At 41.6% G+C, this 14,241-nt stretch carries 15 protein-coding genes; 3 read left to right on the top strand and 12 right to left on the bottom strand.

The annotated features are described in order from the left end of the window. Window positions 1-132 precede the first annotated feature (132 nt). The 3 genes from RR876_RS07455 to RR876_RS07445 all read left to right on the top strand — a co-directional run bounded on the left by RR876_RS07455 (window position 133) and on the right by RR876_RS07445 (window position 3,329). Window positions 133-1,164 (top strand): lipase secretion chaperone, encoded by a 1,032-nt coding sequence (locus RR876_RS07455; RefSeq protein WP_332476413.1) that lies wholly within the window; start codon window positions 133-135, stop codon window positions 1,162-1,164. A gap of 54 nt (window positions 1,165-1,218) precedes the next feature. Beyond that, the gene (locus RR876_RS07450; protein WP_332476412.1) at window positions 1,219-2,184 is read left to right on the top strand and encodes a triacylglycerol lipase; all 966 of its coding nucleotides are present in this window, start codon (window positions 1,219-1,221) and stop codon (window positions 2,182-2,184) included. A 173-nt stretch (window positions 2,185-2,357) separates the two neighbouring features. Further along, the gene (locus tag RR876_RS07445) at window positions 2,358-3,329 is read left to right on the top strand and encodes a triacylglycerol lipase (RefSeq protein ID WP_058870393.1); all 972 of its coding nucleotides are present in this window, start codon (window positions 2,358-2,360) and stop codon (window positions 3,327-3,329) included. 59 nt (window positions 3,330-3,388) lie between these two features. Here RR876_RS07445 and rplS read toward each other — a convergent pair whose 3' ends face one another. The 12 genes from rplS to ispH all read right to left on the bottom strand — a co-directional run bounded on the left by rplS (window position 3,389) and on the right by ispH (window position 14,212). Beyond that, on the bottom strand, window positions 3,389-3,763 hold the full coding sequence (gene rplS, locus RR876_RS07440) for a 50S ribosomal protein L19 (RefSeq protein WP_004691454.1): 375 nt from the start codon (window positions 3,761-3,763) through the stop codon (window positions 3,389-3,391). A 139-nt stretch (window positions 3,764-3,902) separates the two neighbouring features. Next, window positions 3,903-4,643, bottom strand: coding sequence for a tRNA (guanosine(37)-N1)-methyltransferase TrmD (gene trmD, locus RR876_RS07435; protein ID WP_332476411.1), 741 nt, complete (start codon window positions 4,641-4,643; stop codon window positions 3,903-3,905). A gap of 27 nt (window positions 4,644-4,670) precedes the next feature. Beyond that, a complete protein-coding gene (rimM, locus tag RR876_RS07430; RefSeq protein WP_004978035.1) occupies window positions 4,671-5,219 on the bottom strand; it encodes a ribosome maturation factor RimM in 549 nt (182 codons plus the stop codon). A gap of 28 nt (window positions 5,220-5,247) precedes the next feature. Continuing rightward, on the bottom strand, window positions 5,248-5,505 hold the full coding sequence (gene rpsP / locus RR876_RS07425; protein ID WP_004718284.1) for a 30S ribosomal protein S16: 258 nt from the start codon (window positions 5,503-5,505) through the stop codon (window positions 5,248-5,250). Window positions 5,506-5,650: 145 nt separating this feature from the next. Then, window positions 5,651-6,109: a type IV pilin protein gene (locus RR876_RS07420; protein WP_332476409.1), complete on the bottom strand. Its 459-nt coding sequence runs from the start codon at window positions 6,107-6,109 to the stop codon at window positions 5,651-5,653. Beyond that, window positions 6,110-6,583 (bottom strand): type IV pilin protein, encoded by a 474-nt coding sequence (locus tag RR876_RS07415; protein ID WP_332476408.1) that lies wholly within the window; start codon window positions 6,581-6,583, stop codon window positions 6,110-6,112. Between the two features lie 13 nt (window positions 6,584-6,596). After that, window positions 6,597-9,962: a pilus assembly protein PilY gene (locus RR876_RS07410; protein ID WP_332476407.1), complete on the bottom strand. Its 3,366-nt coding sequence runs from the start codon at window positions 9,960-9,962 to the stop codon at window positions 6,597-6,599. Between the two features lie 548 nt (window positions 9,963-10,510). Next, on the bottom strand, window positions 10,511-11,233 hold the full coding sequence (locus RR876_RS07405) for a pilus assembly protein PilX (protein WP_332476406.1): 723 nt from the start codon (window positions 11,231-11,233) through the stop codon (window positions 10,511-10,513). Beyond that, a complete protein-coding gene (locus tag RR876_RS07400; RefSeq protein ID WP_332476404.1) occupies window positions 11,233-12,138 on the bottom strand; it encodes a prepilin-type N-terminal cleavage/methylation domain-containing protein in 906 nt (301 codons plus the stop codon). The genes RR876_RS07405 and RR876_RS07400 overlap by 1 nt, the downstream gene beginning before the upstream one ends. Beyond that, a complete protein-coding gene (gene pilV / locus RR876_RS07395) occupies window positions 12,138-12,638 on the bottom strand; it encodes a type IV pilus modification protein PilV (RefSeq protein WP_332476402.1) in 501 nt (166 codons plus the stop codon). The genes RR876_RS07400 and pilV overlap by 1 nt, the downstream gene beginning before the upstream one ends. Continuing rightward, complete coding sequence (locus tag RR876_RS07390; protein ID WP_332476401.1) at window positions 12,635-13,096, bottom strand: GspH/FimT family pseudopilin; 462 nt, start codon at window positions 13,094-13,096, stop codon at window positions 12,635-12,637. Before RR876_RS07390 ends, pilV begins: the two co-directional genes overlap by 4 nt. Before the next feature lie 165 nt (window positions 13,097-13,261). After that, on the bottom strand, window positions 13,262-14,212 hold the full coding sequence (gene ispH, locus RR876_RS07385; protein WP_004978047.1) for a 4-hydroxy-3-methylbut-2-enyl diphosphate reductase: 951 nt from the start codon (window positions 14,210-14,212) through the stop codon (window positions 13,262-13,264). Window positions 14,213-14,241 lie beyond the last annotated feature (29 nt).

Genomic DNA, 14,241 nt, shown 5'->3' with positions numbered 1-14,241 from the left:
GCCGCAATACTATCAACCGCTTGTCTAGTTTTACAACTTTTCTGTTGTTTATTTGCCCTTTTGTTTCAGAATAAATCGAGTTCAGTCATATGAACCAAATAAAAAATACAATAGGGATGTTAGGCATAGGATATGCAAAAAAAGAAATTATGGCTCATTTTCGCCGTGATCATCGTTGTCATTCTTGGTTTTCTCATTTGGCTCGCACCCAGTGCAACTGTTGGCTCAAACCAAGGGCCGATTCGCTCTAGCGCTCAAAACACTACAGGCTTACTACCCACAGCGTCAGACTTGCCACATGCATCAGGGTTGCCTTTTGCCAGTAACAGCCAACAGGACACCGAAGTCAACTGCCAACTGGTGCTCGACCAAAGTAATCGCTTAGTTGTCAATGAACAAACACGTAACTGTTTTGAATATTTTATTACCCAATATGGTGAAAAAAATATTGATCAGATCAAGCAAGATTTTAAAGCCTATATCCAGCAAGGTTATAAAGAACCTGCGCTTAAGCAAATTTTAGATCTTTGGACTCGTTATTTAGATTATCGTGTGCAATTGGGTAGTCTGAAGGAACCAAGCCTAAATAAAGAAGACCCTGAATACTATCGTAAAATTTTTACTTTGATGAAAAACCTACGCAGCCAATTCTTTTCCGACTATGAAATCGAAGGTCTCTTTGGCGCTGAAAATACCTACCATGAATATACCTTAGACCGCATGAGCATCATGGCAGATCAGTCCCTGACCGAAGTACAAAAAGCGCAGAAACTGAAAGAGTTGTTTGCTCAACTGCCTGAAGATTGGAAAGAAAACCTAGAACAACTCTCCAAACTCGAAGATCTGCGTAAACTAACCTCAGATATTAAAGCGCGCGGCGGCTCCGCCGAAGAAATTCGCCAAATGCGCCAGAATCTTGTCGGTGCCGAAGCGACCGTACGCCTAGAAAAACTCGACCAAGATCGAAACAATTGGAAATCTCGGGTCAATACTTACTTAGAACAACGCGACAGCATTCTCAACAGCAACATGAGTCAAGACGCGCAGCAGCAAGCCATTCAAAAACTACGTGATCAACAGTTTAATAATTCACAAGAACAACTTCGACTAGGAGCCTTTGAAACCACGCATGACACGGGAGGAAAACTTCCGTTCGCAGATTAAAGCTATACCGTGTTTGACTTTTTCAGGATGAAAAAAATGTTTATAACGAAAAGAATGATACAAACAATGTCACTCGTAGGTCTGGTTACCAGCCTTGGACTCAGCGCAACCACAGCCACAGCTGGTTTACAGACGGTGACTGCAAGCGTAAAAAGTAATTATGCTCAAACTAAATATCCATTGCTATTTACCCATGGCATGTTTGGGTTCAGCCGAGTGGGCGTTGCCGAACTTGGACTGGATTACTGGTATCAAATTTTACCCGACTTGGCTCGAAATGGCGCAACCACCTTTGCAGCACAAATTTCCCCTTTAGAGTCAACTGAAGTGCGGGGTGAACAGTTACTACAACAAGTTGAAGAGGTCATCGCCCTGACAGGCAAGCCCAAAGTTAATTTGATTGGACATAGCCATGGCGGACCAACCATTCGCTATGTAGAAGCAGTTAAACCGCAATATGTGGCCTCACTGACAGGTGTGGGAGCAACATTTAGAGGTTCAAAAGTGGCAGACCAGCTTCTTGCCAATCAAGGTGGAACACAACTGCTCAGCCTAGCGGCTGATTATATTATTGGTCCTATGCTTGCTTATGGGCAAAGTAACCCTGCATTAAAAAGCAATTTAACAGTATCACTCACCTCAATTAGTGAGCAAGGTTCCAGTGTTTTTAATCAGAAATATCCAACAACAGCACTGGCTTCAGACTGTAACAAGAGCGGTGCAACATCTAGCAATGGCGTGTATTACTATTCGTGGACTGGCACGTCTCAAGTCACGAACATTCTCGATGTCGCAGATAGTGCGATCTCACTGTTGGGGCCTTTGGCATATGCGCATTTTGACAATGATGGTTTAGTGGCACGCTGTAGTACGCACTTCGGTAAGGTCATCCGTGATAACTATGACTGGAACCATTTAGATGAGGTCAACCAAGTTATGGGGCTACGTGGACTATTTAGCGCAGACCCTGTTGATGTCTATCGCCAACATGCCAACCGCTTAAAACTTCAAGGACTCTAGTTCTATTTTTCCCTTCGAATCTTTAACGTTTCGGAGGGATGCCTCCTAGAATTATCCAGTTACAAACTGTATTTAATTTAATCGGATTTCTCTACGCTCCACCTCCCTCACCTTTATACTCATTTTTGACAACTTCAATTGTCGTCATAAAAAATAAAAAGCGAGGATGATCAATGAAATATGGATTATTGATAGCTGGACTGCTGTCGACCTGTGCACTTGCTGCTACACAAACGCAAGCAGCCGCTTCACAAATTAAATCAAACTACGTTGCCTCTAATTATGCAAAGACCAAATACCCTTTGGTTTTTGCACATGGTATGGGTGGCTGGATTCGAGCAGGAACCGATGAACTTGGTGTGGATTACTGGTATCAAATCTTGCCAGATTTAGCCCGTAACGGTGCAAACGCATGGGCAACACGCGTTTCTCCATTCAACACATCTGAAGTTCGTGGTGAACAACTGCTGCAACAAGTTGATGAAATCTTAGCGATTACAGGAGCACCCAAAGTCAATTTGCTTGGTCATAGTCATGGCGGACATAGTATTGCCTATGTCTCAAATGTTATGCCCAATAAAATCGCGTCTGCAACAGCCATTTCTAGTCCTTTAAAAGGCTCTCCTGTGGCGGATTTGATTATTTCCGCGCAAGGTACGCCGCTAGAACAACCGCTGGTAGGCTTAATCAACTTTGGGTCCAAGGCTATTGTTTGGGCACAACAGCAAGATCCGAACTCACTTCCACATGACGCACTCGGTGCTGGTAAAAGTTTAAGTCAAGCTGGTTCTAAAGCTTTTGCACAGAAATATCCACTGGGTATGCCAAAAACAAGCTGTGGTGAAGGCTTAGCGAAAGAAAATGGAGTTTATTTTTACTCTTTCTCTGGCAACTCAACATTAACCAATATTCTTGATCCAGACTCATTATTGGGTGCGACAGGCTTACTCATGCAAGCGCCCAATGATAACGATGGCTTAGTCTCACGTTGTAGTGCCAAATATGGTAAGACCGTGCGCGATAACTATAATTGGAACCATTTAGATGTGATTAACCAGTTCTTTGGACTACGTTCTATTTTTGCTCCAGACCCTGTTGATGTTTACCGACAACACGCCAACCGATTGAAGCTTCAAGGACTCTAAAATTTAGGCATAAAAAATGCGCCATTGGGCGCATTTTTTTACTCGTATAAAACTTAAAATTAAGCTTTAACTTTACGAGCTGGTAACTTTTCACGAATACGTGCAGCTTTACCAGACAATTCACGTAGGTAGTAAAGTTTAGCACGACGAACGTCACCACGACGTTTCACTTCGATTTTAGCAACGATTGGAGAGTGAGTTTGGAAAACACGCTCAACACCAACACCGCTAGAAATTTTACGTACTGTGAACGCAGAGTTCAAGCCACGGTTTTTCTTCGCAATTACAACACCTTCAAATGCCTGAAGACGCTCACGGTCACCCTCTTTTACTTTAACCTGAACGATAACTGTATCGCCTGGTGCAAAAGCTGGGATGTCTTGTTTAAGCTGTGCATTTTCAACAGCTTGTACTAAAGGATGCTTACCGCTCATGGGGTATCTCCAATATGTGCGGGTCAGAAGAGGTCTGTATCCGCTGGGTATAGAGGCTAAATCGCATAGACCCGATTATCTTTCTCTTTATGCTTGACCACTTCAATGCACAAAGAGCCTATTAAAAGAATACTCTGAATTAAGTATTCAAATCTGTTAGCCATTTCTTTTGCTGCTTCGTCAACTCCACATTTTCCACCAACTCAGGTCGGCGTTGTTGTGTTCGTTGATAACGCTGCAAAAACCGCCATTTCTCAATATTGGCATGATGTCCCGACTTTAAGACTTCAGGGACATCCAAACCTTCAAAATGGTCTGGCTTGGTATATTGTGGGCAGTCCAAAAGACCATCCACAAATGAGTCTTGCATATGAGACTGTTCATCAGACATTGCACCCGGAAGTCTCCGAATAATACTGTCTAATAAAACCATCGCAGGAAGCTCGCCACCCGATAAAACATAATCCCCTATGGACCATTCCTGATCAACATATTTTTGGATCAAACGTTCATCGACCCCTTCATAACGACCACACAACACAATCAATCCATCATAGTCGACAAACTGTTGTACTGCAGGCTCATTTAAGGTTTTTCCTTGTGGTGACATATACACCACAGGAACATGAACTGCACCTGCTTGCATGGCAAGCTCTTTGGCATGTTGAATTGCTTTTGCCAGAGGCTCAGCCATCATCACCATACCAGGACCACCACCAAATGGACGTTCATCCACTCGTTTGTAGTTACCCTCAGCATAATCACGAGGATTAATACAAGTCACTTGTACTAAATCACTTTTTGCTGCACGCCCGCTAATACCGTAGGCTGTAATCGCTTCAAACATTTCAGGAAAAAGCGTAATGACTGCAAAAAACATCGCAGACTCCCGTATTTCCAAAAATAATTAGTAATCTACGCCCCAATTAACGTAAATACGACCAGCTTCAAGATCAACGCGTTGCACCACATCTTTATGCCATGGAATCATACGCTCTTCAGCATCAACGCTGTCTGGTGTTGCGTGAACCACCATCACATCATTGGCACCTGTCTCAAACATTTCATGGATTTTTCCGAGATTTACTTCTTGTTCTTCATCATCCAAACCTAACACTGTTAAGCCTTTCAAATCTGACCAGTAAAACTCATCCATTCCTGCTTTAGGAAGTTGCGCTTTTGAAATCCAGACATTTGCGCCAACTAGGTTATCTGCTGCAGTGCGATCAATGACGCCTTTGAGCGAAACAACTAAGCCTTTGCCATGCGGTTTCCAACGTTTTACATCTATTGTTTGCCAACCTGCTTTGGTTTCAATATACCAAGGCAGATAGTCAAAGATGTTGCTCATTGGTTCTGTATTGGAATAGATCCAGAGCCACCCATTTAATCCATATGCTGAACGTAACTGTCCAATCTGAATACGATCTTCGGGAACATTCTGTGTTGGTGTCATGGGCTACCTACTACTTAATTAGCAAAAATTATGCAGTAGCTGCAGCTTTCTTAGCTTGAGCAGCTAAAGAAGCAACACGTTCAGATGGTTGAGCACCTTGAGCAACCCAGTGAGCAAAACGGTCAGCATCTAAACGAAGTTTTTCTGCTTTACCTTGAGCTGTTGGGTTGAAGAAACCAATACGTTCGATGAAACGACCGTCACGTGCATTACGGCTATCAGTTACAATAACTTGATAGAACGGACGTTTTTTAGCACCACCGCGTGCAAGACGAATAACTACCATGATACAACCTTATAGTTTTTACGGATTATCCCTGCCCCGACCACCGGAACATTTCAAACCCCTTTCATAGAGGGCAATATTTTACGTTATCTTTGCTACGAAAGAAAGATTAAAATTTGTTTATCCACAGTTTTGAATTTGGATTTTATCTGCCGTCCCAGTTGGATGTGTCACTTAGGGCACAAGTCGAAGCACCTTTGGTCCAGCATTTTTCCCCGCGGTGATTCAAAATACTAACCCCATCATTTTCCTGAATCGTTCCATCAATGGGGGTGACTGTTAATGTCCATGTATTTGCCGCAACATCTGTTAAAGATACTTCATACAATGGATCATCACCTTGAGGAATTTCAAGATTACCGTTTGCATTGAGTGTATAACCTAATGTTCCCAATGTGATCGGGTTACCGTTCGCCAACAAAAACCTAAAGTTGGATACTTTATAACGCTGAATTTGGTTAGCTAGAGCGACCAGTTCAGCCTGAGCTTCTACACGCTTTGTTTTTCGTACATGCTCTTGATAAGATGGATATGCGATAGCAGCCAAGATACCAATAATTGCAACCACAATCATGAGTTCAATAAGCGTAAATCCTTTATTCATTTACCACTCCTCACTACCATTCGCGGTACTACCACAACTTTCAAAATCAACATTTGCAGTAGTTTTATTCTTACAACGCATCCCTGTACTTGTAAGTAACATCGTATAATTTTTATCGTCCGAACTCACAGCTTGAATTGACCAATTCCGTCCTGCAGCATCATCCTCTGTTAAATCCAAATCTGGATCATTTCCATCTCTGATCGTCAATGTATATTTAATCGCAGAGCCAGTTGCTCCCACGGGTAATACTGCACTTGTCGTCGTAAATCCTCGATAACTAAAATTACGTGCTTTATGCCGATCTAACAAAGTAGCTAGTCGTTGTACCTCTTGCTGTGCCTGACTAGCTACGGCGCGTCGTGCATACTCTTGGTATGACGGTATAGCAATTGCTGCGAAAATAGCAACAATTACTACTACAACCATTAATTCAATCAATGTAAATCCAGAGGACTTTATTATTTTTTTCATAGCTCCTCCTTAATTAACGTCGATCGTACCAACGCTGAGGAATCAGTTTATTCCCAGTATTGTAACGTTTATCTAAAATAGCATTGCCCGTGACCCCCGATGTATCTACGTTTGCAACAATAAGTCGCTGCATCCCACTACCATCACCTGCACCAACAGCACCACCGACAATACCTGCCCCCATACTTAGCCTATACGAAGTAGATGTCCCACCATTACATTGCCCATACGGCATACAGAATAAAGTCATGAAGCTTTCACCCTTTACACCAGCTCCACAGTCTCCTGACATTCCATTTCGACTTCCATCAAAAGTAGTTACAAACATGTCATTATTGATAACCAATGGTGTCGACATCACCTTCTCACTCTGTACTAAAGAGGACTTAAATAAGTAGTACCAACCCTGAGTTAAGGCATAAGGAGCTCTATAATTGGTGATAGCAAATCTATTGGTATTATCAAGTGCAACGAGTTGATTAATTGCAGTGGTTCCAACACTACTTCCCTCAGCCAATAAGTCCACACCTTTGGTATGTAAATCATTAGAAGTAACACTATAAGCATTTGCACTCGTTAAGTTAAATAAATCACTTCTCGCTACATCTTTATCATATAAGTTAAAAACACCATCGTGTTTATAATTGGTACTTGTACTATATTCTGCGAGAGGTTGACTTCGGTTTCCACTACCAATTGATACAACACCAAAAATTGTTCCTCCTTCTGAATAGGTGGAGAAACCAGGCATTTCATAGAAACGCGGACTGTATGTACCATTATTTAAATTAAGTACTTTTGTAGGCTGTTTAGCAAATAATGCTGTATTCGCACCAGCTTTATTATTTAAATCGATACGCCAAACCTGACCACCTAAATCACCAAAGTATAAGTGATCAGTTAATCCATCAGAGTCTCGATCTACAGCTTTAATCTGACTCACCACACTATATTTCATGTCTACATCATAAGAACTGGCTGTACCAGTCGTTGGAGCATAAGTCGGGCCAGGGTTTGCTGTTGTTGGTGATGTGTGTACTGTTGCATTCGCACTTGCCCACCACAACAAACTACCATCAAGCGCATCAAACATATACACACCAGAACCAATCTTATTGGTTTGAGCATAGTCATTATATTCATAACCACGGTAATATTTGATTTTTGCTTGTTTCGCTGCACGCTCTGCCGCTGTAGTCTCAGGCATACTACTAATGGATGTTGGTAACCCTTCAGCATCATAACCACCACCTACTAACATGACGAGTTTTTTAGTCCCTTTCCAATTAATCCAAGTCAATGTAGGCTTAGACCAACTTTGCCCCATACACGCAAGCGGATTTGCACTCGAACACTGACTTAATGCAGGTGGGGTTATAGTAAATTTAAGTGTTGGATTATTGATATCAGCTAAGTCCAGCGCATAATAATTACGCCCACCCATACGTAAACCACCATAAACAATCTGTTTACCCGTTCGACTATTTAAACCAGCCCCAACAGTTAACATATCATCTGCAGCATTCACATATTCAGTATAAGAAGTCCAAGGACCATCAACCCCATAATACAACTTATCCATTCCACCAATAGTGGTATCAAAGTTTAACAATGCATCCTTTTGGTTTTCCACCATACTATTCGGTAAAAATGCAAATTTTTCTGCTCCAGTATCTGCATCAACTATATGCAAAACACCTTGCGTGGTTCCAAATAAAATATAGTCATCTCGCTCTTCCGAACCGAGAACACCATTTTCATATGTCACTTTCCCTTGATTTGTAAGAAGTAATGGCGAGGAATGCATTACAGCACCCACCTGACGCAACTCCTCCGCTTGAGCAATCGATGTATTTGTAATGGTTTGAGGTTGTTTGGCATTTACACGATAACCAAGCAATGATAATAAATATCCTCTAGCTGGATCAGTGCTGTTGACCAAACTTAAATCCAACGCTCTTAATGTAGTTGTATCCAAATATTCATTATTTGTTGCTGTTGCAGGTCTGTCTGTTAATATTTTGCGCTGTATTGCGCCATTAGTATTTGAACGTAATTTTAACCGTGATTTGACACCGCCAACCAATCTATTTTTACTGCTACCAAGAATGGATTCATCATCCTGATTGACACCCGTAACCGCATCGGCAGACCATAAATCGTAGTTATCACCAATTTTACCTTGGCTATTGACAAAAACATCATCGTTTTTATCGACCAACGTACCTGTACTAGTAACTTTATACTTTTTCAGGTTACCCGCCCATAATTGATAGCTCTTATCAGGGGTCGGTTGAAATTGTGGATAATATGCATAATTTTGCAATGCAGCAGGATTTAATTGATCATTTGGGATCGTTGATGTTCCTGTTGTTACAGCTGGAATTTCTGTTGACAAATTATTAATAAAATCGTTTACGCTATCAATAACGTCTTGAGAACTTGTACCCGCATACCAACCACCTTGACCACGAATACCCCAACGTGCTGCACGTTTTTCGTCATTATCATCATTCACTGTGCCTAGTAATGCGATATTTTCTTCTTCAGATAAGTTTTTATTATACGAAGGGATTGAGTTATAAGCTGAGCCAAATCCAACAACAGCTGTTTTGAGTTTTAAATCACGTGGGCTAGCATTGGTTGTTTGATTCAAGATACGCGTACTAAATTTTTCTACACAATCCCACCCACCACTTGAATCAGAACAGGTAAAAGCACTACTTCCAGCTAACGCAGTTTGCATTAAACTCTGTGCCGAATTATTCCCATTTGGAACACCATCGGTTAGAACATAAATACCTTGACCACTACACTGCTTGGTATCTGCATCTGGCTCTAACTGTGCAGACAAGGAGGTCGGCATTTTATATTTTGAATAATCACTTGCTAATACGCCACTACCCGCAGCATATTGTCCAGAGGCTGAATTGGTCGCAGAATAATAACATGTTGCAGAAAAAGAACCATTACTTGCGGCTAAATTACACGATTGCGCTCCATAAGTTCGAGCAACCGATGTATAACGATTACCAGTATAAGTACAAGTAGAACCAGTAAGCCCACTACACTCATACCAATAACTATTATAATATGCATATCTATTACGATTTGAAGTAGAGGTACCCAACATATAAGCAGCAGCTTCTGCATACGCATTCGCTGTTGGTGTACCACCATTTGCCTCAAGATTCGCTACTTCGGTCATTAGGCTTTTACGATGTGTTTCAGAAGCTAACGTGGTTTCAGTATCTAAACCTAGCCTTTGAACAGGGATACGAACTTGCCCCCGAGTACCATCACCATTAATAGAATAGGTTGTCAATCCAAAAAATTTATCTTTACCAATGGCATTTGCGCCATATAAAAGCTGGTACATTGCATCCTTAACTAAAGTGATACGATCATAATAAGGAGTAGATGCTCCATTCTTATAGTAATATTGCGGGTTGCCACCACCATCATCATCAAGTCCAGAAAGACTTGGTTCACTAGTTAGTGCATAAGTACAATCCGTTTTATTTACTGATGTACTCCCTGATGCAGCTCCTCCACAACGATACCATTTACGGTTATTTCTCCCACCAGAGCGCATATAATAGTATTCACGACTACTAATTTCACAATAACGTCGATTATAGGAAATCCCATTCCCACTAAATGCAGTCTCTCTAGCACCGCTGCTACAACTGGTAAGCTCCTGATTATTTGCATCGAAATATCTCATACTTCCTGAAATATCCAATACAAACATCAAAGAGATATTTCCTGAGCGTGCTTGTTGATAAATCTCAATGTCACTCGCATATGAAGCAGTTGCACTAAACACAAACCCTGTCATAAGAGCTGAGAGGCTCACAGCCAATGCTTTCTTTAAAGGATGAGTTATAAGCTGTTCTTTCTTTTTAATTTTCATTTCATTCACCCTTAAAGAAATGCCTGACCTAACGTATATTCAGTGACATGTGTTGTAAAAGGTACATTTAAATCCGATAGACAATTTGCTACACCATTCGTTGAACTATTACTAATATGACTATCTAAACAATCATCAATATCATCCGTATCTGCTGAAGTAAGTACAGGCATCAGTGAAGTCGTATTCACAATCACTCGATCTGTTTTTTGAATTTTGGATAGTTCTTCATCCGTGCCACGAACTGAGTCTTGGAATGGCGTAGATGACGCCGAATTTGTAAAACTCACAGATACTTGGGTCATGACAGCTCTACGTTCGCTGGTAAAAAAGTTTGCATTATTCGCTCCTGTTCGACAGAAACCACTTACCCCTTGATCCGTATTCACGATATTTCCACTGTCATTCACGTAAACCATGCTCGCTTGTGACAAAGTAAAGAATTGAGCTCGACTGCCTCTATAACAAAAAACTAACTCTTTACCCTTGTTTTCAGGACCTTTAATAAACCCAAACATGCCATCAGCCGCTAAACTACGTAATAAATTATTTGTATCTTCAACGTTAAACGTTGCAGCATCAGAGTTTTGAATCATGAGTTGTTGAGCTTGACTATTGGTCGCAATATTTAATGACACCATACTTTGACGAATAGCCAATGTACCAATAATAGTGATCGCCAATAAAAGGATTAATACGACGATGAGTGTCGAGCCATGTTGTTGTTTAATCATCACTCTCTCTCCCCCAACGCGTTACGTATCGCAACCTCTTGAGTCACGACCTGACGAATAAAACCTTGCGGATTCCCATTCGCTCCAATTGCTACGTCTTGATCTAACACCACAAAAGCATTGTTTTGTGCTGTTGACGCTTCTTGGCCTGTTGACTGGCCTGAGCGTGCGAGTACACCTAAACTCACTCCTAAAATACGCGGTTTAGTCCCTGTCAATGCCATATATTCGTGAATACCGATATATCTACGGTTACCAGTAGCATTACTCACATTAAGCAATACACGAAAATGATCAACGCGTTTCATAATGATTTCACCAGCATCACCATAACGAGCAAGATTGGTGTCACTATAGTTACCGGCATCACATGCTAAAGCTAAAGGGTTCCCCTCGCCAGCCCCAGCATTTGCATCTATTCGCAAAAAATAACGCTGAATAACAATACGATCTACAGTCGTGATCTCACGCCCTTCGCAATCAAAACCACCTGTTTGCGCAGGTTTATACTGAATTACGAGTTGATCACTGTTTTGAGTTACATTCGATGCACCAGTCCACTCATTATCGCTACCAACTGCATCACCATTACTTTGGCTTAATAAAACATCATCCACACCAGCTTGAATTCCTGTAGGCAGATTGGATTGACTCAAAACAACCCCCCCATGAAGTAAAGCGTCATTCATCGCAGCTTCAACAGTATCTAGATTGGCTAATCTAAGATCCTTAGTTATATAGTTAAGCCCAAAATTTGCATTGTCTTGTAAGTCCGCCATGCCTTGTTGTACTTGACTACTTTTCACCCCTGTCAAAAACAACATTGCTGCTGCTGCAACCACAATGAGCCCAAGAGCTAGAGCAATCATGAGTTCAATAAGTGTAAAGCCCTTTTGTCTTTTCATTAGTAGGCCTCCATGACTACACAAGTCGATTCATCACGGTAAGCACCTGCTGTGGTACAGTTATTTAAACCATCCGCATTGGTTGCAGCAGTGTCCCCCCATGCAACATAAATGCATCTTCGACCATTGCTCACCTCTGGACAAGCAAACATATTGACTGTCATCCCCACCCGCTGAGCAGACAAATTTGTAAGTGCAGCATCAAAACGCGCCATTTGCGCTGGCGTACAAAATGCTGTGTAACAATTCGGATTGGTGATATTGGTCGCATTTCCCGCAACAGCCGTAGCATACACACCCAACTGATCACGATTAACACGAATTTTTTCAGCTAAATCTCGTGCCAAATTAATTGCTTGCACACGGTTAGCCCCCTCACTAGATGCCTCAATTGCTCGATATTGCAACGCTACAAAACCAAGCACACCAACTGCAAGAATCAGCAAGGCAACCAATACTTCTATTAACCCAACACCTGCTTGCTTTTTTATAGTTATCATGAACAATCCCCTTCAACGATCTGCTGGATCGCCCCCATTTTAGATATCGTGACCATTCTGGAATATTTAGGATCAGAAGATGCATCACAAATTTCAAAACTCGTATCTGTGGCAATGATTTGATTTGCTGCTGGATCTTTCACTAGGCCTGTCGGCATAAAAACTATTTCTGTCGCACGACCAGTCTTTAAACTGGACTTACCGACTGGCATCCAATTCAACGTATCGTCAGTATTTTCATCCGCAGACAATAATTCAACTGTAATTTCTCTACGCTCTAAAGCAGCTTTTGCCCTTGCCTGATTTAAAATAGCAACCAATTCTTTTGTACTTTTATTTAAATTTTGGCGCTGTAACATATCCCCGAAAGAAGGTGCAGCCATCATCGCGATAATTGCCATAACAGCAATCGTCACCATCAGCTCAATTAAGGTGAACCCTTTTTGTTTATTTTGCATACTCCCTCCCCAAGGCAACAAAACTTTACCCTATTTAAAATCATATTCTAATTCTTTACACAATCAGCACAATACAGGATAAAAGGCATAAAAAAACAGATGATTGCCAATTTACAATCATCTGTCAATTTTTCAATAAAATTAGAATGTTAACCAATCCACCTTTTAGGCTTGAGTTACCGCAATACGTAACTCTTTTGGCAAACTAAAGGTAATATTTTCTTCCGTTCCAGCAAGCTCTTGTGGTGGTGTTGCACCCCAATCTTGTAAACGCTGGATCACTTGCTTAATTAAAATTTCAGGTGCAGAAGCACCCGCTGTGACGCCAACCTTGGCGATATTTTCAAACCACGCTTGTTGAAGCTCATCTGCATTATCGACCAAATACGCTGCTTTACCCATTCGCTCGGCCAATTCACGTAGGCGGTTTGAGTTTGACGAGTTTGGTGAACCGACCACCAACACCACATCACATTGGGTTGCTAAATCACGCACCGCATCTTGACGGTTTTGAGTCGCATAGCAAATGTCATCTTTACGCGGCCCTTGAATCTCAGGAAATTTCGCGCGTAACGCATCAATCACTTTTGCAGTATCGTCGATCGATAAGGTGGTTTGAGTAACAAAAGCCACGCGCTCAGGATGATGCACTTGAAGCTCAGCCACGTCTTGCTCATCTTCAACCAAATAAATCGCACCACCATTTTTCAGGTCATATTGCCCCATGGTACCTTCAACTTCAGGGTGGCCTTCATGACCAATTAAGATGGCCTCAACCCCCTCGCGGGCATATTTAGTGACTTCAATATGAACCTTGGTCACCAATGGACAGGTTGCATCAAAAACTTTTAAACCACGACGTTCGGCTTCGATCTGTACCGCTTTAGAAACCCCATGCGCACTAAAAATCACAATATTGTCATCGGGTACTTCATCCAATTCATCGACAAAAATTGCGCCACGTTGACGTAAATCGTCTACAACAAATTTATTGTGCACCACTTCATGTCGTACATAAATAGGCGGATTAAAACACTCAAGCGCACGATTTACGATGGCAATCGCACGGTCAACACCTGCACAAAAACCACGTGGATTGGCCAATACAATTTCCATATGTTCCTCGATACCACTTTTCAATCAGC

This window comes from Acinetobacter sp., assembly GCF_036666595.1.
Classification (GTDB): domain Bacteria; phylum Pseudomonadota; class Gammaproteobacteria; order Pseudomonadales; family Moraxellaceae; genus Acinetobacter.
This window is presented reverse-complemented; position numbering and strand designations above follow the sequence as displayed.